We start from the raw sequence: 24,642 nt of genomic DNA, 5'->3' as shown, positions 1-24,642 counted from the left end.
TCCTTTATTTGTCATTGTTGTTTCAAGCCTGGTGCTTTCTTTTTACAGAAGAAAGAATATGAAGGCCTTCCCTGTATTTAGCGATCGTTCGGCGGGACACCTGAATATGGTGCTCCTGTTGCAGTCGTTCTTTAATTTTCTGGTCTGATAACGGCCTTCGCTTGTCCTCTTCTTTAATATATTGAAGGATCAAGTCCTTAACGTGCGAAGAGGATACATCCTCACCTTGCGAGTTAGATAGACTGGATGTAAAAAACATCGTCAACGGTATAGGACCTGTATCTGTTTCGATATATTTAGAAGCAATGGTGCGGCTGACTGTTGATTCATGGATGCCGAGCTCCTCAGCGATTAATCGAAGCGTCAGCGGTTTAAATGGCTCTTCGGCTCTATCAAAGAAACCGGTCTGCTTATCCACTATGCTTTGAGCGACTGTTCTCATCGTCGTCTGCCGTCTGTCTATGCTTCTCAGAAGCCAGGAAGCCTGATTATAAGCTTCTTTTATAAAATCTTCACCGAGATCCTTATATTCGCTGTACAACGAATTCAAACGCACCCTCGGCATGATTCCATCATTGATGTGAACCTCATAACAGCCGCCTGATTTAATTAAATAAAAATCAGGAATGATGTATTCCGGCCGTGCAGAAGAGGTAAGCAGAGGGCGCGGCTGAAGATCCTGGATAGACTGGACCGCCTCTTCTATCACTGTTTCTTCTACTTCCAGCTGCAGAGCTAAGTATTTGTACTTCCCCTCAGCTACATCTTCAAGGTGATCAGTGATCAGCTTTTGCATGACTGGAGCTAAAGGATGTGAATCCTCAATTTGAAAAAGTAAGTAATCCGAGAAACCTCTGCAGCCTAAACCTCCCGGATCCAGCTGTTTGAGCTGTTCCACCCCTTGACGCACCAGTTCTTCGGAAAGCTGAAAAAGTTCAGCAAGTTTATGAAGAGAGTAAGGAAGAAAACCATGCTCATCGAGCGTTTCAATCAACAAAAGAATAACTCTTTTCTCCTCTGAGGGCCGTTCTAAAAATTGAACCTGTTCCATTAACTTCTGGCGCCAGTCTTTATCCTGATCAGGGAAGTCTTCCACATCCCCCGCTTTTGCCATATAAGAGGAGGGCTGCCTTTCTTCTACTTCAAGCAGCGGATTTTCTAAAGCCTGCTCTCTTATAAATTCCACCATATCCTTAGAAGAATATTGTAATAAGGATATGGCCTGGCGCAGCTCCTTCGTCATTTTCAAACGGGTCGACTGATTATGGCTTAACTCGAGCTTCATGCTGCCCCTCTTTTCATTTTGTCGTTACGTTTATTTTCCTTGATTTTACGCTGATTTTCAAGCTCAGCTTAGAGCAGAAGTTCGTTTAAATAGCTTTGGCCTGCCGATGTAATTTCCGTGCCGGCTCTCCCCCTTTTAACCCTTGCATACCCCAGTTCCTCAAGTTCCTTTACTATTTTTCGTACTTGCTGTTCTGAGAGGGGGTTTCCCAGGAAATTACTGTGTTCGCTTATCTTCTTCCTGCTGGCGCTTTTATATGAGTTATTAAGCTCAAGTAAAATGGATAAGACGATTTCATGCTTTCTCTGATCAAGCTTCCCCTGCTGTTTACCTTTTCTCTCACCCTTCTGGAAAAATTCGGATTGTGGCAGATCCTCACTTGTAATTTTCCCCCCTTCTGAAACGGTTATTAAATACGATATCGTATTTTGGAGCTCTCTAACATTTCCGTACCAGTTATAAGACTTTAATCGATCCATTAAGGGCGGACTAATTTGTTTTTCCCGTTTTCCATTTTCGATGAGAAATTGACTTACAAGAACTGGAATATCGTCTTTCCTTTTTCTAAGCGAGGGAACTTGAAGGTATAATACCTTAAGCCGGTGGTATAGATCTTCCCGGAACTCTCCTGCTTCAATTAATTCTAAGAGATTTTTATTTGTTGCTGCGATGACACGCACGTGAATAGGAATATTTTTATTGCCGCCGATTTTCCTTACTTCTTTTTCCTGAATGACCCTAAGAAGGCGAGCTTGCAGCTTTAAGCTAATATCGCCGATTTCATCAAGAAAAATAGTGCCTCCGTCCGCCTGCTCAAACAATCCCTTCTTCCCGCCTTTTTTTGCACCTGTAAATGCTCCCTCTTCATAACCAAAGAGCTCACTTTCAAGCAGGTCTTCTGGCAGAGCACTGAAATTCACAGCTAGAAAAGGCTCCAGCTTATTTTCAGAATGATTATGAATGGCGCTGGCAAACAATTCTTTCCCTGTACCGCTCTCTCCTTGAATCAGTACAGGAAGATCTGATTGGGCCAGCTTCTTAGCTATGGATTTCGTTTGTTCAATCGACGGGCTCTTCCCGATAATATCCGAAAAATGATATTTTGCAATATAGCCTGTCTTTGTCAGCTGCTTTCGAGCGGCTTTTTCCATTGAAATCGTTTCATCTGTATTCTTAAAAATAAAAATTACACTGTTTGTATCTTCCCATTGATAGCGATATACCATCACATTGTAAGTGTTGATCGTAAAAAACCTTCCTTCTTGCTGGGGCTGTGATAGGAATTGCAAGAGATCATGCTGCTTAAAAAGCTGAGAAAGGCTCTTCCCTGCCGCCTGTTCAGATGATATACCTGTGTACTCCTCCATGAATGGATTAAACACAGTGATTTTCCCGTTATGGTCTACAGCCATGATGCCATCGTTTACTCCATCAACAACTTGTTTCAGATGCTCATTTAAAGTCTCGGTTTTACGGTTCATTTGGACAACCTTTTTACTCAGGTCAATAATTTTACCCGTATAGCGGCTCGATATTAGGCCTCCCAGCTGTTCCTTCAATTGAAAGTGATCCAAAATATCAATTAAAGTAGTAATATCGATCAATCGGACCCCGATATCCACCACACGCTCGATTCCCCTTGGAATAATAGGAACCTCTCCCGGGGTCACCGCCACCTTTATGCCTTCCCACCCTTTTTTCAGGCCTGGATAATACGGAAGATAAGAAATATGGTTCAATCCGATTTTTTCTAATGTATCAATCGTCTGCTCGGTCATCTGCCGGGTATCATTTACACATAGCACTTTACTGCCTTCAGGAAGGTGAAACAGGGCGTCAATATGCTGGTAGTTTATAGCCCGCTGTGCTGTGAGTGTCGTACAGCTCTCTCCTGCAATATGACCAGCTTCTCTTTCGATCAACTCTGAAGAGTAAACGATCAAATCTTCATGAATGACATCCGGTAAAAATTCATCTGCTGCGTAACTTGTTATTTCAATGATTTCACCCATTATATTCTCAAGCTGACGATGAAGAGCCGCTTTTGTTTCTGGAGTACCTGTAATTAGTGTTAAGTGATTGTTCATAACCATCTTCATCCTTTTTGGCCCTAACAATAAGAACCCTTTACAACCAGATTAACACAATAAGCCCATTAACACTTGAAATATTCAGAAAATAAAGTTGGCACAAATTTTGCATCTATAACGATGAATGAAAAATATTGGGGGGGAACCAAAATGCAAAAACGAAAAAAAGCTTGGGAAATGCCGCACACGTACGTCATTATATTCTTCGTCGTACTATTCGCAGCTATCCTTACCTATCTTGTTCCTGCAGGAAGTTTTGAAACTGAAGAAATGACCTATAACAATTCGGGTACGGAGGAAACGAGAACAGTGCTTATCCCAGAAAGCTTTTCGACAGAAGGTGGAGAAGGGACTGAAACCTCCTTATTTGAAGGTGGAGGAGGAGCGGGGCTCCTCAACTATGTTTTTGAAGGACTCGTCAGCGGGGATAAATGGGGGTCTGCTGTCGGTGTAGTAGCCTTCATTATAATTATCGGTGGTGCTTTCGGCATTATTATGAGAACACGAGCCATTGAAGAAGGCATCCTTTCTGTAATTGATAAGACAAAAGGAAAGGAAGCTCTAATTATTCCCATCCTGTTCTTTTTATTTTCACTCGGTGGAGCTGTATTTGGAATGGGTGAAGAAGCGATTGCTTTTGCGATGATACTTGTTCCTTTAGTTGTTGCACTCGGCTATGATGCAATAACCGGAGTAATGATCACATATGTGGCTACACAGATCGGATTTGCCACTTCATGGATGAATCCATTCGGTGTTGCTATTGCCCAAGGAGTTTCGGATGTTCCTGTCCTATCCGGTTCCCCATTTCGTATCATAATGTGGCTTGTTTTTACAGTCATCGGAACGTTGTACACGTGGAGATATGCAAATAAGGTTAAAAAAAACCCAGCAAGATCTCTCGCTTATGCCTCAGATGAATACTTCCGAAAGGATTTTGAACATAAAGATTTAGACGTCAACTTTAAAAAAGGACACCTGCTTGTCATCCTGACCGTCGCAGCCGGGATAGTCTGGATTATTTGGGGGGTTATTCAAAACGCCTACTATATTCCGGAAATTGCGAGCCAATTTTTCACGATAGGTCTTGTCGCCGGGGTTATTGGGGTTATTTTTAAGCTAAATAACATGAGAGTAAATGATATTGCTGAAGGATTTGCCCAAGGAGCAAAAGACTTGCTTCCCGCTGCCCTGGTTGTTGGGATGGCCAAGGGAATTATTATTATTCTTGGCGGCGATGATCCAGCTTCTGCTTCAGTACTAAATACTATTCTCTATTCAGCCGGACAGGTGTTCAACGGAATGCCAGAAGTGCTGTCTGCCTGGTTTATGTACATCTTTCAATCGATCTTCAATTTCTTTGTCGTTTCTGGTTCAGGCCAGGCTGCCTTAACGATGCCGCTGATGGCCCCGCTTGCTGATATTGCAGGTGTCACACGACAGGTCGCCGTCCTTGCCTTTCAGCTGGGTGACGGGTTAACAAATATCATAGTACCTACCTCTGCTGCTCTTATGGGAAGTCTTGGAGCGGCACGTCTTGACTGGGGATTATGGTTTAAATTTATTATTAAGTTTCAGCTGCTCTTAGTTGGCTTATCCAGCCTTTTTATAATAGCTGCCGTCCTGATTAATTTTTAACTAATAGGTAGGGGGTTTCTTTCATGTTAAAGCTCATTAAACAAGCTAAAGTTTATCAGCCGGAATATGCCGGTGTTAAAGATATTCTAATTGCCGATAAGCGTATAGCGAAGATCAGTGATAATATCAGCATAAGTCACTGTGATTCTATTCAAGTTATTGATGGAACCGGGAAGGTTCTTGTTCCCGGGTTTATCGATGGTCACGTCCATATTGCAGGGGGCGGTGGAGAAGGAGGCTTTCATACCCGGACACCTGAGCTTAAACTTACGGATGCCACTCAAAGCGGCGTCACCACGGTCGTTGGAGTGATCGGTACAGATGGAACTACCCGGACAATGACCAACCTCATCGCCAAGGCAAGGATGCTGCAGGAAGAAGGGATTTCCTGCTATGCTCATACAGGATCCTACCAGGTCCCTGTACGCACTCTTACAGGAAAAATAGAAGATGACCTCCTGCTCGTAGACCTTCTCATAGGTGCAGGCGAAATCGCTATTGCGGATCACAGGTCCTCCCAGCCAAGTGTCGAGGAATTAGCAAGGATTGCTTCCCAGGCACGGATTGGCGGAATGCTTGCAGGCAAAAAAGGGATTGTCAACATTCATATAGGCGACAGCTCCTCACATTTATCGTTGATTGACCAGGTTGTGGAAGAGACAGATATCCCGATCACTCAATTTTACCCTACCCATATCAACCGAACACGCCAACTCTTTGAGGCTGGGATTCAATTTGCCAAAAAGGGAGGATATGTAGATTTCACGACAAGCACGATCCCTAAATTTTTAGAAGAAGGGGAAGTAAAGTGCAGCCACGCTGTAAGAGAAATGCTTGATGCAGGGGTTCCCATCGAGCAGATGACGTTTACCTCTGATGCCCAGGGAAGCCTGCCTGATTTTAATAAAAAAGGAGAGCTTATCGGCTTAAAGGTTGGAAAAATAAGCTCTCTATACGAGGCTTATCTCGATACCGTTAAGAACGGAATAGATACAGCTCATGCGTTAAAGCTGGTCACTTCAAACCCTGCTGATATTCTTGGTCTTTCAAATAAAGGAAAAGTAGAGGAAGGAAAAGATGCTGATATTGTGCTATTAGAAGAAGATACGATGGAAATTGATGCCGTTATTGCCATGGGACAGATTATGCTCGAACATAAAGAAATAGTTGTCAAAGGGACATTTGAATAAAAAGGGTCAGCCATTAGCGGCTGACCCTTTTTGTTAATGCATATGACGCAGGAGCATAGATTCAGAAGGCTTGAGGGGTAGAGTGATCTTGTCGTCTTTCGACTGAAACACCCGCTTTTTATTCTCCATATGCTGCCATTTTCCTCTGCGTGCAGGAATATCAATTTCAATGGTATCGGTAAGATTTCGATTAAAAACATAGATCAAATGTTCATTAGGGGCTTTTTCTCCGAAATAATCAACTTCATTATCAATCCAGCGTTCAAAAGCATATACATCTGCGTGAGGAGCGTGAGCACGCCAGCTGCCCGTCCTCAGAGCCTGATGGTCTTTACGCCAGGAACCAATCGTTTTGTACCATGAAAGAAGATCCTCGTTTTCTCTTCCCCACGGATAAGGCTTGCGGTTATCCGGATCACTGCCTCCGGTCAGCCCGGCTTCATCTCCATAATAGAGAGACGGGATGCCCGGGAAAACATAGAGCCATAGACTAAGAGCTTTAACCTGTGCGTAAATTGTTTCTTCACGCTTCTCCTGCTCCATGTCTTCAGGGAGAAAGCTGTCAAGCATCGTTTGAACTCTTTCTACATCATGGCTCGAAAGCATATTCATCAGTGCATAGAAATAAGCTTTCGGATAATGTTCCTGCAGGGTCTGCAAACGTCTGTCGATATATAAGGCATCCACTTCCCCCTGTACAAAACCAAGCATTAAATCACGAAGCGGGTAGTTCATGACGGAATCCAATACTCCGCCGAGGAAATAATCGCGGCGTTTTCCATACGCGGATTTGTTAGAAGCGTCTTCCCAGACTTCACCGAGCAGTACGCTCGATTTGTCCTTTTTCTTTAATTGCTGATAGATTTGACGGATCAGGTCATCCGTCAGTTCATCTGCTACGTCGAGACGCCAATGATTTAATCCGGAATTCTGCCATGCTTTAATGACGCTGTTTTCATCATGGACTAGAAAGTTCTGATAGCTTTTCTCTTCTTTATTGAGCGTTGGCAGCGTTCCAACACCCCACCAGGCTTCATATTCATCTGGGTGTTTATGAAACTTATACCATGGATAATAAGGTGAATCTTTAGACTGGTAGGCTCCCAGTGAGTCATATTCACCCCTTTGGTTAAAATAAATGCTGTTGCTGCCCGTATGACTGAATACACCATCCAGCATAATTTCAATTCCACGTTCGGCCGCCTTATCGATCAGCTCCTCAAAGTCTTCTTTTGTACCAAGAAGAGGATCAATCTTATGGTAATCCCCCGTATCATAACGGTGATTGCTCTCGGCTTCGAAGATCGGGTTTAAATAAATCACTGTGGTGCCCAGGGATTGGATATAATCCAGCTTGCTGATGATTCCTTGAAGGGTGCCCCCGAAGAAATCCCAGCGCACAACTCCGCCATCTTCATCTCGAATGTAGTAAGGATCATTTTCCCAGTGAGAGTGCATGAGACTCGTTTTCGGCGCTTTGCTTAATTCGGGCGGTCCTTCTCTATGAAACCGGTCAGGAAAAATCTGATACATCGTGGCATGCCTCCACCACGATGGAGTATCATAACTAGAATCATAGACTGTAATCTGCCAGGAAGGTGGCACCTGCTCATAAAGCACCCCTTCTCCGCTCTCTTCAATGTTTACCCGTCCATAATAAAAAGTTTTATCTTTCGTGACGATCTCAAAGTAATACCAAACGAGCTGCGGCTGTTCCGGCATAGTGATCGTCGTTTCAAATGAATCGTAATGATGCTCTTCGCTATATACATCCATTTCTGCGGTGTGTTCTTTATCTGTTTTATCATAGATGTAATGAAGAACAACACGCGAAACATGCTGGCGGTTAGGCACGTCGATAGTAAGTGTTACGTTAGATCCTTTAGGAGCAGCCCCAAAGGGTTCTCTATATTTAGAGTCGAAACTATTATGATAAACATCCATCTGCTTCACATGCAGTCCTCCTTCATCTGTATTTACTTTAATACTCCTGAAGATTCGATATTCCAAATATCTGTGGCATACTCCTGAATCGTTCGATCACTTGAAAACTTGCCGGAGTTCGCAATATTAATCAGGCTTCTCTTCGTCCATTCTTCTGTCTTCAGATAATCCTTGCCAATCTGTTCATGAGTGGCCATATAACTCGGAAAGTCTTTCAGGAGAAAGTATTCATCATTGTAAGTGATCAAATGGTCATACAGATCCTGAAATTCATGGCCGCCTTTAGCAAACGGTCCGTGACCTACCAGGAGATCTACTGCTTTCTTTACACTGCTCTCCTGCTCATACACTTCATAAGAACGATAGGATCCGTTTCTATAGAATTCAAGCACTTCCTCAGAAGTCAGCCCGAACGTATAAATATTTTCATCACCGACGAGTTCGTGGATTTCTACATTGGCGCCATCCATTGTTCCCAGCGTCAATGCTCCGTTCATCATCAGCTTCATATTTCCTGTGCCTGAGGCCTCTTTACTGGCCGTAGAGATTTGTTCACTAACATTCGTTGCTGGTATGATACGTTCCGCAAGGGAAACAGAATAGTTGTGTAAAAACACGACTTTTAACGTGCCGTTTACCGCAGGATCTGAGTTAACTACATCAGCAATGGTATGAATCAGCTTAATGACCTTTTTCGCAAAATGATAGCTTGGAGCCGCCTTGGCGCCAAAAATAAATGTCCGAGGTGTCATAGATAAATTCGGATTTTCTTTTAATTTATTATATAAGTGCATAATATGAAGGGCATTTAGCAGCTGACGTTTATATCCATGCAGACGTTTGATCTGCACATCGAAAATAGAAGATGGATCTACCGTTATTTGGCTGTACCCTTGAATAAACTGAGCTAACTCTTCCTTTTTCATCTGTTTAATGCTGTTTAACTCTTTTAAGAAAGACGAGCTTTCTTGATAGTGTAAAAGGTCCTGCAGGCGTTCAGGCTGAGTCTTCCACTGCTCGCCGATAGATTCCGTGATTAAGTTCGAAAGCGGCTGATTGGCATGCATAAGCCAGCGTCTGTGCGTGATGCCGTTTGTCTTATTGTTAAAACGCTCAGGGAACGTATCGTAAAAGATTTTCATTTCGCGCTTTTTCAAGATTTCCGTATGCAGCTTCGCAACTCCATTAATGCTGTGGCTGCCGACGATAGACAGGTGAGCCATCTTCACATAACCGTCTGCAATAATCGCAAGGCTGGCAATCCGGTCAAACTCGCCCGGGTGCTTTTCCCACAGAGACTGGCAGAAACGTTCGTTTATTTCTTCAATGATCATAAAGATTCGCGGCAGAAGCGATCGCACCATACCTACCGGCCATACTTCAAGAGCTTCACTCAGTGTCGTATGATTCGTGTAGGAAACCGATGACTGGGTAATGTCCCAGGCTTCTTTCCAGCCAAGTCCTTTATCATCCATTAACACTCTCATTAATTCAGGAATGACGAGGGCCGGGTGTGTATCATTGATGTGCAGGGCGGCATGGTCAGGAAAGTCGCTCCACGGAAGGCCGCTTCGCTCAAAACGGCGGACGGAATCCTGCACTCCGGCTGAGACGAGGAAATATTCCTGCTTTAAACGCAGTCGTTTCCCGTCTTCATGAGAATCGTCCGGATAGAGAAACCCTGAAATTTCTTCTAGAGACCGTTTGTTGTCAAGGAAGTTCTCATAGTTCTCATCAGGCGCGGATTTAAGCAGTGTATCCACTTCTGTAGGCTCGGCGGACCATAAGCGCAGCGTATTGACTGTCGTATTGTTATAGCCCACCACCGGCACGTCATAAGGCATAGCTCGTACCTGTTCGTAATTGTTCATTTTGAACTCCAGCTTGCCGTCTTTGCCGGCAACCATATCGACTTCACCGCCAAAGTAGACGCTGACAGCTTCTTCAGGACGCTTGACTTCCCACACATATTCTTTAGAAAGCCAGCCATCCGGCAGCTCTACCTGATATCCATCGATAATTTTTTGATCGAACATTCCATATTTATAGCGGATGCCGTACCCATGTCCAGCGATGCTTAAGGAAGCAAGGGAATCCAGGAAACAAGCAGCTAAACGGCCTAATCCTCCGTTTCCAAGACCTGCATCGCATTCCTGCTCTTCCAGGTCGGAGATCGATAATCCAAGATCCTTCAATCCATCTTTGACTATTCCGTACAGCTGCATATTAATTAAGTTATTGCCGAGTAAACGTCCCATGAGGAACTCCATGGAAAAATAGTAAACTTGTTTTTCCTGGCTTTCATCATATTGCTTATTTGTTTCCAGCCAATTTTTATTGATTTTGTCTGAGAGCAATGAGCCAAGAGCCCGATAGGCGTCGTCCTCTGTTGCTGATTCTACCTTTTTTCCTAAGTTCGTTTCGAGTTTTTCAGAAAAAGCTTGTTTAAATTCCTCTTTACCGCTGAACATACGGTCTCCTCCATTCATTACCTCACTACTCTAACGTTGCCTCATACAATTCGCTGTACTGGCTTGCGGAGTACTTCCACGGGAACTGGCTTTTACCCATGTTTTTCACAAGCTGTTTCCAAGCGGCCGGGTCTCGATACATTTCAACCGCTCTGCGGATCGTAAACAACATGTCGTGAGCGTTGTAGTTAGTAAAAGTGAATCCGTTGCCTTCTCCTGTCGTTTCATCAAATGGCTGGACAGTATCTGCCAGCCCGCCTGTTTCACGTACGATCGGTGCGGATAAATAACGGAGAGCGATCAGCTGGCCGATTCCACACGGTTCAAAACGTGAAGGCATTAAGAATAGATCACTGGCTGCGTAAATTTGACGGGAGAGGGCGTCACTGAACATAATATTCGCGGACAGCTTCGTCGGATACTTGGATTGTGCCCATTGAAACATATCCTCATACTCTGTTTCGCCTGTCCCCAGGACAACAATTTGAATGTCTTCTTGCTCCAGTAATTCACTAATGACTCTGGCGACTAAATCAAAGCCTTTTTGTTCAACCAGACGGGAAACGACCCCAATCATAGGAACATCCTTCCGAACAGGCAAGCCTAACTCCTCTTGAAGCCACATCTTGTTAAGAGATTTTTTGACAAGTGAACTGCGATAAGGAAAAGCTAAACTTTCGTCTTTTAAAGGATTGTATGCTTGATCATCGATCCCATTTACTATTCCTGATAAAATTTCTGAGCGCTCTCTGAGTACTCCATCTAGGTTTTCCCCATAATAAGGAGTTTGAATCTCTTTTGCGTATGTTTCGCTCACAGTTGTGATATGATCCGCGTAATTGAGTGCGCCTTTCATAAAATTAATGTTGCCGAAAAATTCAAGACCCTGTGCTGTCATCATGTTGCTGTCGAAGCCTAGCAGATCATATAAAACCGCGTCAGGATAGATACCCTGATACTTTAAATTGTGGATCGTAAAGACAGTTTTCATATCATGAAAGTAAGGATTATTTCCATAATGAGTATGCAGCAGTACAGGAATTAATCCAGACTGCCAATCATGGCAGTGCAGCACATCCGGCTTCCAGTCCATTTTTCTTACCATTTCCATAATCGCTTTATTAAAAAACACAAACCGCTCCGCTTCATCGTCATATCCATACAAGTTCGAACGCTTGAAATAGTACTCATTATCAATAAAGTAAGTAGGAATTCCTTCGTGTTCTATGAATTGTACACCTGCATATTGATTACGCCAGCCCAGCTCCACGTTGAACGTATCCAATGTATTCAGCTGCATCTTCCACTCATCACTCATATTTTCATATTTTGGCAGTACAATGCGCACGTCATGTCCTTGTTCTTGAAGAGCCCGGGGCAGCGAACCCAGCACATCCGCTAATCCTCCAGTTTTTACAAAAGGGGTACATTCCGACCCAATCATCAAAATGTTCACTAAACTTTCCACTCCTTTAAACATTGAATAATGAAAAGAGGCTGCCGGACACATGCGTTCAGACAGCCCCTTTTATCTTATTTACATCGTTTTTCGTTTGGCAACGACAAAAGGTTTTTCAGGAGCACCAATTAAGGTACGTCCAGGCGAGATCGAACAATCTTTATCTAAAATAACGTTTTCCAGCACAGCGTTTTCTTCAATATCACACCTCTGCATAATGATTGAATTCTTAATGACAGCGCCTTTTCCTACCCGCACTCCTCTAAATAAAATACTATCTTCTACTTCTCCATCGATGATACAGCCATTAGCTACAAGCGTGTTATTAACACTTGATGAACCCAAATACTTGGATGGAGGCTCATTTTTAACTTTTGTATAAATAGGAGATTCATCTTTAAATAATTCGTCGTGATTGTGCTCATCAAGCAGCTCTTTGCTATTTCTAAAGTAGCTTTCGACTGAATTAACGAGCGATAAGCTTCCTTCATATTCATAGGCATTGATATTAATATCCGGCAGTCTGCCTTTAATTCCATCTAAGAATAAATGTGAGCAGCCATGAGCAATGCAGTTTTCTACAAGATAATGAAGATATTCTTTCTCGATGATATACATATCCATATACACGTTCGTACCCTGCTGGTCATTGTGAATCGCCATCACATGACCGCTGTCATCAATCGTAAGTTTATGAGACAGGTTGTATTCAGGGTAGAGCTCCCGCACCTTTTTATAAACAACCGTTACATCAGCGCCTGATCGTTTATGAGATTCTACTACATCTCGATAGTCAATGTTGCAGATGTTTTGGGAACCAGAGACGACAATGTAATCCGCATACGTCCGGTTAATAAAATCTATATTGTTATGAAAATGCTGGAGATCCCCCCGGGAAATATCGGTTGGATCATTCCAGTCCGGCGGCAGGATAAACAGCCCGCCGCGTTTACGGTCTAAATCCCATGCTTTGCCCTGCTCAAGATGGTCCATAAGTGAACGGTACTTTCTTCTGGCAAATACTGCGATGGAATCCATCCGGGAATTCGTCATATTTGAAATTGTAAAATCTATCATTCGGTAACGTCCGGCAAAAGGGACGGCCGCTCCGCATCGAAAGTAAGTCAATTCTTCTAGTAAATCTTGTTCATGGTCCAAATTTATAATTCCTGCGATCCGGTCCATACCTTCACCCCTTATTTAATAATTGTTGCGTAGCTTGATGCCATTACGCTGCCTTCTTCTGCAATTAGTGTGATCGCGCTGTTTGGATTATCGTCTCCGATAATAGCTCCGTCTTCAATGACGCTGCCTTCTGAAATAATCGCGCGGTTAATCTTCACGTTCTTCCCAATCTTCACATTCGGCATAATCACAGAATCCCTCACTTCTGTCCCTTCGTCTACTCTGACACCATAGAAGACGACAGAAGTATCAATATTTCCATAGATACGGCAGCCTTCATTAATTAGTGAGTTTTTAACTGTTGCTTGCGAAGAAATATACTGAGCAGGCTGATTTGGGTTTTTAGAATAAATACGCCAGTTGTTGTCGCTTAAGTTTAATTCAGGCTCTTCACTTAATAAATCCATATTCGCTTCCCAGAGGCTGTCGACGGTTCCTACGTCCTTCCAGTATCCGTCAAACGTATAAGCATTGAGAAGCTTACGGTCGTTAAGGAGTGCCGGAATGATGTCTTTACCAAAGTCATGGGAGGAGCCTTCCTTTTCCTCATCCTCGAGCAGGTAACGTTTTAACACATCCCATTTGAAAATATAAACACCCATAGAAGCCAGGTTGCTGAGCGGGAACTCAGGCTTCTCATCAAACTCTATGATTCTTCCATCATCGTCTGTGTTCATAATTCCAAAGCGGCTCGCTTCGTTCCACGGTACTTCAAGGACAGAGATCGTAGCATCCGCTTCTGTTCTAATATGGTCCTCAAGCATGTCGTTATAATCCATTTTGTAAATGTGGTCCCCTGAAAGTATGAGAACGTGTTCCGGATCAAATCTATCGAGGAAATCTATGTTTCGATAAATCGCATTGGCTGTCCCTGTATACCATCCGCCGCCTTCAGACTGCATATAAGGCGGAAGCACGGATACACCTCCGTAGCTTCTATCCAGATCCCACGAAGATCCGATTCCAATGTAGTTATTTAAGATGAGGGGTTCGTATTGAGTAAGCACGCCAACGGTATCGATCCCAGAATTCGTGCAGTTACTAAGTGGAAAGTCTATAATTCGATACTTTCCTCCAAAATATACAGCGGGTTTTGCGATCTTTTTCGTCAAAGATTTTAATCTTGTGCCCTGTCCACCTGCTAGCAGCATAGCCACGCATTCTTTACCTTTCATTATTTGTCCTCCTTTGATGATGTTGTTCGTTTTAGAAAGCTGACGGCAAGTGGAGGAATGGTCATTTCCACATGCTGGCTTTGTTCTTGCCATGGTTCATTAATGGTAGATAAGGTAAGGCCGTTGATCTGCCCGGATCCCCCAAAATGCTCAGCGTCGCTGTTGAAAATCTCTTCATATTCCCCCTCTTCGGGAACGCCTACCTTATAGCTGTGGTAAACCTGAGGCGTAAAGTTGCAAACAACGATCAGCTGATCGGATGATTTCCGGCTGTTCCTTGCGAAAGAAACAATACTTTGTTCATAGTTATTAGGATCGATCCAGAAGAAACCTTCTTCCTTATGATCGAGCTCCCACAGCGCGGGCATATCCTGGTAAAACTGGTGAAGCTGCTTTGTAAATTCAAGAGTTGAAGAATGGGCTTCATAATCGAGCAGTTCCCAATCCAGGTCTTCTAAGTCTTTCCATTCATCGAACTGGCCAAATTCTGTACCCATCATGAGAAGCTTCTTCCCTGGGTGTGCGTACATAAAAGCAAGGAACGCTCTTAAGTTAGCGAACTTCTGCCAGTAATCTCCCGGCATTTTATTCAAGAGAGATTTCTTCCCATGGACCACTTCGTCATGCGAGATCGGCAATACAAAATTCTCATTGAATGCATAGAACAAAGAAAATGTTATTAAATGATGGTGATGTTTCCTGTAGATCGGATCCATCTCCACATACTTGAGCATGTCGTTCATCCAGCCCATGTTCCATTTATAATTAAAGCCAAGTCCCCCTATGTAAGTAGGAGCACTGACTAAAGGCCAGGAAGTAGATTCTTCGGCCATCATTAGAACATGCGGCACTTCTTCAAAAATGGCTTCATTCAGCTTTTTAATAAAACCTACCGCTTCAAGGTTCTCACGGCCGCCGTGCTCATTTAAATCCCATTGGCCTTCCTCTTTTCCAAAGTCGAGGTAAAGCATACTGGCAACAGCATCAACTCTAAGTCCGTCGAGATGGAACTCTTTCAGCCAGTAAATAGCATTAGAAATCAAAAAGCTTTGAACTTCATTTCTGCCAAAATCAAACGTCAGTGTGCCCCATTGAGGCTTTTCTGCTTTTTTAGCATCCTCATATTCATATAAGGCCTCTCCATCAAACCTGCGCAGACCATGCTCATCTTTACAGAAATGAGCAGGAACCCAGTCAAGAATTACGCCTATGCCGTTCTGGTGGCACTGATCGACGAAATACTTAAAGTCATCCGGTGTGCCGTACCTTGAAGTAGGTGCATAGTACCCTGTCGTCTGGTATCCCCAAGAGCGGTCAAAAGGGTGCTCTGTAATCGGCAGTAATTCAATATGGGTATAGCCAAGCTCCTTCACATATGGAATAACCATATCGGCATATTCCCTGTATGTGTAGTACACTTCCTCTTCAATATTCTTCCACGATCCGAGGTGAAGCTCATATATAGAAATCGGTGTTTCATATATATTTAAGCTTTCACGCCTCTTCATCCACTGTTTATCATTCCAATTATAATCAGTAAGAGGGTAAACTATTGAGGCAGTATTGGGCCTTACTTCACTGGAAAAGCCATATGGATCAGCTTTTAGTTGAAGGTGCCCATGCGGGGTTAAAATCTCATATTTGTAAATTGTCCCTTTTTCCAGTTCCGGAATAAATACTTGCCATATCCCGTTTTCATTGACTTTCGTCATGGGATGCTGTCGGCCATCCCATTGGTTAAAATCGCCCACTACGCTTACCTGTTTGGCATGTGGTGCCCAAACGGCGAATCGGATGCCTTCTTTTCCATCCTGCTCATAAGGGTGAGCCCCGAGAAGCTGATAACTATATCGAAGATTCCCTTGATGAAATAGAAAAATATCATGCTCAAATGTTGCTGTATCTAACACGCCATCACCTCCTGCTTAAATTGCTTACTACTAAGCATAAAATGTTAAGTTAACGATTACAATTAAATTCTGTTAAAAAAATCTGAAAATTATGTCCGATTTTGTCGATTTCACAATGGAAGCGCTTCATATTACTTTTTTTACCTTTAATTGAATAATCTGAAACATTTTAATAGAAATTTACTCTAACTTCTCACTGACTCATAAAATACTGTTAGGAAATATATTGGTGTCTAAAGGGAGAAAATGTTCCGTTCAATCTAACTAGAGAAAAGGGCAAGGGAAACGGATCGCTTCCATGGGCGAACGCTGACCTTCCTCGGGCAAAGCCATCCGGGATCTCACCCTGTTCTGTTATCCCATTGGAGTCTCACCGTTTCCCCTGGGCTTTATGAAGATTAGAGTAACGGAACTTATTCTTCCATTAGAGAACCTTAGACAAGAATCTGGGTGTTCCGTTTTTCAATAACTTGGTGAAGGGGGCTGGGAAATTGCGAGACTCCTGCAGGGTGAAAGAGCTAAGGGCGAGACCCCCGATGTGAAACGAGGTGGCTCGGCGGCTCCCTGCGGAAAGCGAGTGATTTCCCAGACCCCTTGGCTCCATTTTTCATAAGCGGAACAAACCTTTTAAGCCAAAAGAAAAGAAAGCCAAAAACGGCTTTCTTTCATTTGGGTGATATAGAATTCATGCAAAAACTAACCTTTAATTGCTCCTTCAGTCATTCCTTTAGCAATTCGCTGCTGGAAGATTGCGTATAAAATGATCACCGGCACTATAGCGATCACGAGACTCGCAAAAAGCGTGCCCCATGCATTCGTATACTGCGCCTCGCTGCTGATATAATCGATAGCCAAAGCAAGCGTATAATTCTCTTCTGTCTGCAGGAAAATCAACGCCATAAAATATTCATTCCAGAACTGAATCGCATTCATAATAGTGACGGTAATGATCCCCGACATCGATAAAGGCGTAATGATTTTTAACAGGATGCCATACGGAGAAAGGCCGTCAATAGAGGCCGATTCTTCCAGTGATTTAGGAATCGTCCCCATAAAGCTCGTAAGAACAAAGATTGTAAAGGGAAGCTGGCTTACCGCATAGACAATGGCCAGGCCGTAAATATTGTTGAGCAAGTTAAACTGCTGCAATAAGAAGAACAGTGGAATCCACCCGAGCACCATCGGAATCATCATAGCGGAGACATATATGGTAAAAAGAACTTGGCTCCCTTTAAACCGAATCCTCTCTATAGCATAGGCAGTAGGTATCGCCATCACCAATGTAAGCAGCGCTCCGAGTACAGTAACGATCAAGCTGTTGAAGACACTCGTATCAATGCTGAATTCCGTCCATGCCTGTATAAAGTTATCGAGCTTAAATTCTTCCGGCAGCCCCCAGGGATTGGCATATATTTCACCATTCGATTTAAAAGAACCAATAAACATCCATATAATTGGATACAAAACGGCAAGAGACCAAAGAATTAACGGGATCCGAACTCCAGCCCTTCCGAGTATTTGACTGACACTTCGTTTACGATGCACAGATCTTTCCCTCCTTACTAGTATTCCACACGCTCACGTCTCATAAAGAATTGCAAAATGAGAACAGTGATTAATGACAGAATGAGGATCATAACCCCAATCGTTGCTCCATAACCAAAATTAAACTGTTTAAAGGCCTGCTGGTACAAGTAGGAGCCCATGACGTGAGTGGAATTATTAGGTCCCCCGCCGGTCATAACTTGAACGATAATAAAAGAGCCATTCAGTGTAGTAATAACGATATACAAAATAGAAATTTTAATTTGCGGCCAGACGAGAGGCAGAGTGACCTTCCAGAATTGCTGCCATTCATTGGCACCGTCAATTTCAGCTGCTTCATAATAGCTTTTAGATACGTTTGCAATCCCGCCCATCAGCATAAGCATGAATAATCCGATCCCGGCCCAGACAGACGGAAGAACCAAGCTTGGCAGTGCCCAGTCCTCGCTTCCAAGCCACGGACGCGTCCAGCTTTCGAGGCCGATTGCTGTCAAGCCTGAATTTACTAATCCAAGACTCGGGTTATAGATAAAGGACCATAAGATCCCGATAACGACCACTGACATAATATTAGGAAAGAAGAAAATAATCCGGTAAAAAGGCGCTTCTTTTATCTTGAGCTGCGTAAGTGCTACAGCAAAGAAGAGAGCAAGTACCATAATCCCTACTACCTTTGTTGCTACTAAAAAGTAATCGTGGTAGATGGTGCGGGGAATAATGCTGTCGTTAAGCAACTGTATGTAATTATCAAATCCAACGAAGGTTTTTTCTTGTGAGGCTCCAGACCAATCAAAGAAGGAAGAATATAACCCATTAAACAAAGGATAAAGGGTAAAAATCGAAAACATAACAAACGTCGGAACTAAACAAAAGGCTAAAAAAGTGTATTTTTGCTTTTTAGACTGTACCACCCAATCACTCTTTCTTTATGAAATAAGATATGGAATATAAAGGCTGTGCCCCTATATTCCATATCGTCAGTCACCTAATTGCTGTTACGATACTCGGCCGCTGCCTTCTCTGCTTCTTCAGTGAATTCTTCAGCGGTAATGTTTCCGAGCATTAAAGATACCAGTGAATTACTAATTGGCTCTTCAAGATCTGCACTCATTGGGTGAGGCTTGTTATTCAATTGAACTTGTTCTGGGTCGTTGATCATTTTGTTTGCTTCGATCAGGTAGTCAGGAACCCCTTCACTCTTAGCAAGATCTACACCATTTAAGTTCATGATCGCCCCAGTATGCTCAGAGAATAGTTTGGCATATTCTCTTGAGAAAACAAACTCGACGAAAGCTTTTGCAGCTTCAGGGTTTTCAGCTCCTTCTGCAATCGCCAGCGGACGCAGGTCAGGCACAATGGAGAAAGCCTCTCCTTCATTCTGCATAGGAGAAGGAATAAATCCAAAGCTGAAATCTTCCGGCACATCATTCTTCATTTCATTTGGAAGCCAGAAGCCTACAGGAATAAACGCGTTATCTCCAAGCAGGAAGTCCATTTGAGACTGTGTATGGTTTAAAGCACCAAACCCGTCATCAATATAGCCGGCTTTCTGCATTTCTTCTACTTTTTTCATAACTTCAAGAACAGGCTCGCTCGTCCAGGCACCTTCAGCTCCCGTAATAACATCTGAAAGCAGCTCATCTCCACCTGCTGCGCCAAATGCCGGGTAAAGCACACCGCGTAAGAAGTAATAAGGATGCTGTCCTGTTGTAACGAAAGGTGCGATATCTTCACCTTCCTGAATTTCACCCATTGTACTCATAAAGCTGTCAAAGTCAGTTGGAACTTCGTAGCCTTTTTCTTCAAACATTTTTTTGTTGTACCACGTTCCCCACGTATCAAATACTAAAGGCAGGGAGTAAATGTCACCGTCATAAGTAGCCGGTTCTACAAGGAAGCTATCCATAAGCGGATCGCCATCAACTTCGATCTCCTCTACCCAGTCAGTCAGATTCATCAGCTGGCCGTCTTCTACCATCTGAGTTTCACTGGATCCTGCACCGTCGATGTACACAACATCAGGCGGATCGCCCGAAACCCAGCGGGATCTCATTTCATCGTTTATGTTAGGTCCAGCATGCTCTACAACAGACACATCCGGATATTCTTCCTGAAAATCTGCTATGACTTCTTTCCACCAGGAATCCCCATATCCGCCGACAAAGTATTGAAGTTCAAGCTCTCCGGAGACTCCCCCTTCTCCTGACCCGTCGGATGAACTGCCTCCGCTCTCTTCCGAAGATGATTCATCAGATGAACAGCCTACAACGAGAATCAGCATCAATAAGCCTGTCCATAACATCGCAATTGGCCCTTTACACAGCTTCTTCAAGTTACTTCCCCCTTTTTAAAAATTGTTAAGTATATGAAACGCATCAATAGCTTCAGGCTACTAATGTAGTTTCTAAGAATAAAATACTCGGTTGCATTTCAGCACCACCGTTTAACAGAGCTATGTGCGCTGCTGTTTTAAAATCATGGCAATCGCTTCTCTTACATACCCTTTGGATTCTTTAATCGCCCGCTCAGCTTCTTCACAGCTTGCTCCTGTTTCGATCATAACAACAGCCGGCTTCACGGCATTATTGGTTTGGGTCAGCGTTTTTTCTGCTTGATCATAACTTGCGTTTGTAATCTCCATGATCGTCCGCTTTGCCCGCTCCAACAATTTATAGTTGCTGGCGTGAACATCTACCATGAGGTTCTCGTGCACTTTTCCAAGCTGAATCATCGTTGTAGTGCTAATCATATTAAGTATCATCTTATGGGCGGTAGCGGCTTTCATCCGGGTAGACCCCGTCAAAACTTCGGGCCCTACGACTACTTCGATGTCACAGTCAGCATACTGGCTGATCAGTGACTTTTCATTACAGGACAATGAGATCGAATAGGCTCCGATTTGTTTTGCATATTTTAATGCACCTATAGGGTAAGGGGTGCGGCCGCTCGCAGTAATCCCAACGACAACATCGCCCGCCTTAAGCCGGCGTGCTTTTAAATCAGCCGCTCCCTGGCTCTCATTATCTTCAGACCCTTCAGCTGCGTTAAAGAAAGCATCACTTCCGCCGGCCATCACAGCCTGAACCATGTCGGGCGGTGTCATAAAGGTAGGAGGACATTCAGAAGCATCGAGAACCCCTAATCTTCCACTCGTGCCTGCTCCCACATAAAACAACCGTCCCCCATCAGCTAAAGATTCATAGATTCGCTCAATCGATGTATTAATCTTAGGAAGGACAGCTTCTACGGCTTCGGCTACTTTTTTATCTTCATTGTTGATCGTATGTAAGGCTTCCATGATTGTCATTTGGTCTAGACCATAACTATTCTTGTTTCGTTGTTCCGTCGTTAACTTCGATAACTCCATGAGCCCGATCTTCTCCTTACCTTTAATATCTATGAATTCATATGTGGAAGATAAATAGATTAGAAGTTTCTTTGTAAACGCTTTAATTTTAATTTTCTAAAATTATGACAATTATATGACTGCCTTCATCATATTTCCTTTGAACTATTTTGTCAATAAAATGTTTATTGTTTAGAAATTTTATTTCAAAATGTTAAAAATAAAGCATTAAAAGTTTCTATCAACTCAAAAAAAGACTGTCGAGAGTTACTCGACAGTCTTTTACAGCTTCTTTTATTGATCGGTTTCGTTTTCTACAAGGCCTTCCTGATCGGCAATCTGCCATGTACCCAAACGTCTGCGGTCGCCGCCGCCGTACATTTCCTGCACACTACCCTCAGTTCGAAGGCCGAGGCCCTGAATTCCACCATAGAAAAGCGGGGAATTGTGTTCAATAACTGAATAATTTAATTCACTCCGCAAAATCTCTACAGATTCAGGAGCGATCATGTTTTCTAAATGAACGACGTTATCTTCTGTATAGAAGCGTGATCTCATAATCGCATCCTGCAGCGTCAGCTTTTCATTATTATCATCTAATCCATATTCATACTGAAGTATAGTTTGGAAAAGCATAGCCGGGATTCTGGAGCCGCCAGGAGATCCCAGTCCTAACACAGCTTCTCCATCTTCCTCGAATATCATCGGAGAAACGAAAGAACGCGGACGTTTGCCAGGCTGGTATTCGTTCATCGATCCTTCTGCGGTATCGAAGTTATTCAGCTGGTTATTCCAGAAAAAGCCGTTCGAATAGCGGCCGGAACCGAAGAACTCCCCTAATGAGTTCGTTGCCGATGCCATCATGCCGTCTTTATCTACAACTACAAAGTGTGTAGTGTTGCGTGAATCACTGTAATCATTTGGACTGCTAAACCAGTCATTGGAGCTAGTCAATCCGTCACCATTCTGAAACTCTTCCTGGAAAAGACTTTCCACATAGGCATCAGACGTCAGCTCCTGCTGATCTACATTTACAAACTGTGGGTCACCCAGTGTATCGACTCGATCTGAGTAGACCGCATCAGACATTTTGTTGATTAGATGGATATATACTGGCTTCCATTTAGGGTTGTTCACTAAATCTTCCATATCTTCCGGCAGTCCATCCTGCAGGAAGGCAGGGATCTGGCCGTTTTGATCCGCAAACTCTTGTTTAATGACCTGATCCAGATTTCCTTCTAAGTGCTCCATCATTTTCAGCGCCTGGATGACAATAATCCCTGAAGTCGGTGAAGACCCGGCATATACGGTTTGTCCTTTAAATGTTCCAGACGGCGCTTCTCTTCTGGCTACTTCATAGGAAGCCAAGTCTCCTTCCTGAAGGCCAAGTTCAGCTGTTAATTGAGCACCGAGCTCTCCGCCATAGAATCCGTCGGCTCCTTGCTGCTGTATGACCTTTAAGGTTTCAGCTAATTCCTTTTGAACGAGTGTTTCATTCATCGGGATTGGCTGCCCCTGCGGATAGTACAATTCCCTTTGTTCAGGAGGCATTTGCAGATAACGGTTTGAGCTCTGAATTTGTTCGTTAAAGATTCGTCCAACCGAGAATCCTTCTTCACCGTAAGTAATCGCCTGATCCAGTAAGCTTTCCCATTCTACATTTTCGCCATAATCTTCATAGAGGGCTTCCATTCCTTTTACAAAACCAGGAATTGCCACTCCCCGTTCAGGCCAGGAGCCGCTGACGGGAGCTGCTTCGCGGTAGTCATATGTCATGGCTTTTTTTCCAGGTTCATGAACAATCATCTGGCCGCCGCCGCCGATTCCTGAACCGTAAGGCTCTACTACACCTAATGTAAAGGAAACGGCAATAGCTGCTTCAGCGGCATTTCCGCCATTATTTAATACTTCCATTCCTGCCTCAACAGCAAGAGGATGCAGGGCACTTACCCCGTAGACAAATGCGTTCTCATCCTCTGTATTGACTTCAATAGTTTCTGAAGCCTGCTGATCCTGATAAGGTTCACGGAAGGCATCAAATTCATCTTCAAAATAATAATTCCACGCCACTAAGCCAATAAAAACAAGGATCGCTGTAATGTTAGTAATTCTTAAATAGTTCTTATAGTTCTTCATGATGCAGACCCCCGGTAGTCAAGCACGCCTGCTTTCTCAACGTCAATTTTCAAGCGGCCGTCTTCTACACGCCACAGGTCTTTATCTAATTCCTTTCGCAGTGTGCGGTATATTCTGTAATCACGATATGGTTTTAATATTCCTGATGTCTCTCTTGGCCTAGTATCTGAAATTTGCATTGGAATAAAGGATAGATCAACGCTTCCATCCTGAAGGAAATCAAGCTGGGCCAGTGCCGATTCCTTTGTACGGGACCACCCCTGGTCAAAAACGAAATTCCCTAAACTGTTCATGACAAGAGAGGTGTTATTCGCTGTTTTCACAATACTCACCGGTTCAAGCACGTGGGAATGGTGGCCGATAATAATATCCGCCCCTATGTCTGTCATCAGCCAGGCTAAATTTTCCTGCTGTCGGTTGGATCCTACTTGATATTCGTCGCCCCAGTGAGCATGAACGATAACGATATCAGCTTGTTCCTTCGCTTCTCTAATTCTATCTTGAAGAACATTTAACCCATCATTGGTCAGTACACCGCCTACATAATCTCCGGCACTGTACCCGCTTACGTAGACATCTGTAAATCCAAGAATAGCTGCTGTGTAATTCTCGTTGATATCAAAATAATTGATTTCACCGGCATCCTTTACATCTTCCTCTTGCATACTCTCAGGATTTTCCACATCACCCCGGGCTTCACCGGAATCCAGTACTTCCCCGATCCCAAGTAAATCAAGATCAACATCACTCATATGCTTTAAGGTTTCCGTTAACGACAGGCTGCCATAATCCATCGTATGGTTGTTAGCCATGTTGACTGAATCAAAACCTGCATCCACGACCGCCTGCTCTGCTCCCTTTTCAGCATAGAGGTGGATATCTTTATTATGAAGCTCATAATCCTCCATCTGGCTTTCTATTTTCGGATTAGAAGAATCAATAATAGGATTTTCAAAGTTTCCTGTAGAATAATCTGATTCTTGAAAATATGGCTTTACATATTCAAAAACACGGCTGATCGGCTCACCGCTTCTGTCCGCTGCCTCCTGCACGTGGCGCCCAAGCATCATATCTCCGACCATTGAAACACGGTAATCTACATTATCAGGTCTTGTATTAGATGGCGGATCAGATTCATCGATTTTTGCATGGGCAAAGAATGGAATCGCTAAGAGCACCGCCAGAATAATAGAATGCGGGACTGCTCTCTGCTGGTGCTTTTTAATCCACACCTGCATGAATGACTTCAATTTTGTTTCTTTCATAAG

At 43.4% G+C, this 24,642-nt stretch carries 16 protein-coding genes; 2 read left to right on the top strand and 14 right to left on the bottom strand.

What is annotated here, in order from left to right:
* Nucleotides 1-22 precede the first annotated feature (22 nt).
* Both rpoN and HUS26_RS17320 read right to left on the bottom strand, forming a co-directional pair.
* Nucleotides 23-1,285 (bottom strand): RNA polymerase factor sigma-54, encoded by a 1,263-nt coding sequence (rpoN, locus tag HUS26_RS17325; protein ID WP_173918288.1) that lies wholly within the window; start codon nt 1,283-1,285, stop codon nt 23-25.
* Between the two features lie 68 nt (nt 1,286-1,353).
* Complete coding sequence (locus tag HUS26_RS17320) at nt 1,354-3,372, bottom strand: sigma 54-interacting transcriptional regulator (protein ID WP_173918287.1); 2,019 nt, start codon at nt 3,370-3,372, stop codon at nt 1,354-1,356.
* 153 nt (nt 3,373-3,525) lie between these two features.
* On the opposite strand from HUS26_RS17320, the gene yfcC reads away from it, so the two are divergent.
* The gene (gene yfcC, locus HUS26_RS17315; protein ID WP_173918286.1) at nt 3,526-5,013 is read left to right on the top strand and encodes a putative basic amino acid antiporter YfcC; all 1,488 of its coding nucleotides are present in this window, start codon (nt 3,526-3,528) and stop codon (nt 5,011-5,013) included.
* Between the two features lie 23 nt (nt 5,014-5,036).
* On the top strand, nt 5,037-6,203 hold the full coding sequence (gene iadA, locus HUS26_RS17310) for a beta-aspartyl-peptidase (protein WP_173918285.1): 1,167 nt from the start codon (nt 5,037-5,039) through the stop codon (nt 6,201-6,203).
* A 33-nt stretch (nt 6,204-6,236) separates the two neighbouring features.
* On the opposite strand, the gene HUS26_RS17305 is transcribed toward iadA, so the two are convergent.
* From HUS26_RS17305 to HUS26_RS17250, 12 genes are all read right to left on the bottom strand, one after another.
* Nucleotides 6,237-8,147 carry a glycoside hydrolase family 13 protein gene (locus HUS26_RS17305; protein ID WP_254434308.1) on the bottom strand — a complete coding sequence of 637 codons (1,911 nt, stop codon included), beginning with the start codon at nt 8,145-8,147 and terminating at the stop codon, nt 6,237-6,239.
* Between the two features lie 32 nt (nt 8,148-8,179).
* A complete protein-coding gene (locus tag HUS26_RS17300; protein ID WP_173918283.1) occupies nt 8,180-10,618 on the bottom strand; it encodes a glycogen/starch/alpha-glucan phosphorylase in 2,439 nt (812 codons plus the stop codon).
* Nucleotides 10,619-10,643: 25 nt separating this feature from the next.
* A complete protein-coding gene (gene glgA, locus HUS26_RS17295) occupies nt 10,644-12,074 on the bottom strand; it encodes a glycogen synthase GlgA (RefSeq protein ID WP_173918282.1) in 1,431 nt (476 codons plus the stop codon).
* Between the two features lie 81 nt (nt 12,075-12,155).
* Nucleotides 12,156-13,262 carry a glucose-1-phosphate adenylyltransferase subunit GlgD gene (gene glgD / locus HUS26_RS17290; RefSeq protein WP_173918281.1) on the bottom strand — a complete coding sequence of 369 codons (1,107 nt, stop codon included), beginning with the start codon at nt 13,260-13,262 and terminating at the stop codon, nt 12,156-12,158.
* A gap of 11 nt (nt 13,263-13,273) precedes the next feature.
* A complete protein-coding gene (locus HUS26_RS17285) occupies nt 13,274-14,437 on the bottom strand; it encodes a glucose-1-phosphate adenylyltransferase (protein WP_305792011.1) in 1,164 nt (387 codons plus the stop codon).
* Nucleotides 14,437-16,347, bottom strand: coding sequence for a 1,4-alpha-glucan branching protein GlgB (gene glgB / locus HUS26_RS17280; protein WP_173918280.1), 1,911 nt, complete (start codon nt 16,345-16,347; stop codon nt 14,437-14,439). The genes HUS26_RS17285 and glgB overlap by 1 nt, the downstream gene beginning before the upstream one ends.
* A gap of 696 nt (nt 16,348-17,043) precedes the next feature.
* Complete coding sequence (locus HUS26_RS17275; RefSeq protein WP_173918279.1) at nt 17,044-17,892, bottom strand: carbohydrate ABC transporter permease; 849 nt, start codon at nt 17,890-17,892, stop codon at nt 17,044-17,046.
* Nucleotides 17,893-17,909: 17 nt separating this feature from the next.
* The gene (locus HUS26_RS17270) at nt 17,910-18,803 is read right to left on the bottom strand and encodes a carbohydrate ABC transporter permease (protein WP_173918278.1); all 894 of its coding nucleotides are present in this window, start codon (nt 18,801-18,803) and stop codon (nt 17,910-17,912) included.
* A gap of 74 nt (nt 18,804-18,877) precedes the next feature.
* Nucleotides 18,878-20,194: an ABC transporter substrate-binding protein gene (locus tag HUS26_RS17265; RefSeq protein ID WP_173918894.1), complete on the bottom strand. Its 1,317-nt coding sequence runs from the start codon at nt 20,192-20,194 to the stop codon at nt 18,878-18,880.
* Between the two features lie 150 nt (nt 20,195-20,344).
* Nucleotides 20,345-21,259: an N-acetylmuramic acid 6-phosphate etherase gene (murQ, locus tag HUS26_RS17260; RefSeq protein ID WP_173918277.1), complete on the bottom strand. Its 915-nt coding sequence runs from the start codon at nt 21,257-21,259 to the stop codon at nt 20,345-20,347.
* Nucleotides 21,260-21,532: 273 nt separating this feature from the next.
* Nucleotides 21,533-23,374 (bottom strand): gamma-glutamyltransferase family protein, encoded by a 1,842-nt coding sequence (locus HUS26_RS17255; protein WP_173918276.1) that lies wholly within the window; start codon nt 23,372-23,374, stop codon nt 21,533-21,535.
* Nucleotides 23,371-24,639 (bottom strand): CapA family protein, encoded by a 1,269-nt coding sequence (locus HUS26_RS17250; RefSeq protein WP_173918275.1) that lies wholly within the window; start codon nt 24,637-24,639, stop codon nt 23,371-23,373. Before HUS26_RS17250 ends, HUS26_RS17255 begins: the two co-directional genes overlap by 4 nt.
* Between the last annotated feature and the right edge of the window lie 3 nt (nt 24,640-24,642).

Source organism: Halobacillus sp. Marseille-Q1614, assembly GCF_902809865.1.
Taxonomy (GTDB): Bacteria; Bacillota; Bacilli; order Bacillales; family Halobacillaceae; genus Halobacillus_A.
This window is presented reverse-complemented; position numbering and strand designations above follow the sequence as displayed.

Coding starts and splice junctions, on each gene's coding strand:
- HUS26_RS17320 (WP_173918287.1), bottom strand. CDS start 3,372: ATGAACAATCACTTAACACTAATTACAGGTACTCCAGAAACAAAAGCG.
- HUS26_RS17305 (WP_254434308.1), bottom strand. CDS start 8,147: ATGGATGTTTATCATAATAGTTTCGACTCTAAATATAGAGAACCCTTT.
- rpoN (WP_173918288.1), bottom strand. CDS start 1,285: ATGAAGCTCGAGTTAAGCCATAATCAGTCGACCCGTTTGAAAATGACG.
- HUS26_RS17285 (WP_305792011.1), bottom strand. CDS start 14,437: ATGAAAGGTAAAGAATGCGTGGCTATGCTGCTAGCAGGTGGACAGGGC.
- HUS26_RS17250 (WP_173918275.1), bottom strand. CDS start 24,639: ATGAAAGAAACAAAATTGAAGTCATTCATGCAGGTGTGGATTAAAAAG.
- HUS26_RS17255 (WP_173918276.1), bottom strand. CDS start 23,374: ATGAAGAACTATAAGAACTATTTAAGAATTACTAACATTACAGCGATC.
- HUS26_RS17265 (WP_173918894.1), bottom strand. CDS start 20,194: ATGTTATGGACAGGCTTATTGATGCTGATTCTCGTTGTAGGCTGTTCA.
- murQ (WP_173918277.1), bottom strand. CDS start 21,259: ATGGAGTTATCGAAGTTAACGACGGAACAACGAAACAAGAATAGTTAT.
- yfcC (WP_173918286.1), top strand. CDS start 3,526: ATGCAAAAACGAAAAAAAGCTTGGGAAATGCCGCACACGTACGTCATT.
- glgD (WP_173918281.1), bottom strand. CDS start 13,262: ATGGACCGGATCGCAGGAATTATAAATTTGGACCATGAACAAGATTTA.
- iadA (WP_173918285.1), top strand. CDS start 5,037: ATGTTAAAGCTCATTAAACAAGCTAAAGTTTATCAGCCGGAATATGCC.
- HUS26_RS17300 (WP_173918283.1), bottom strand. CDS start 10,618: ATGTTCAGCGGTAAAGAGGAATTTAAACAAGCTTTTTCTGAAAAACTC.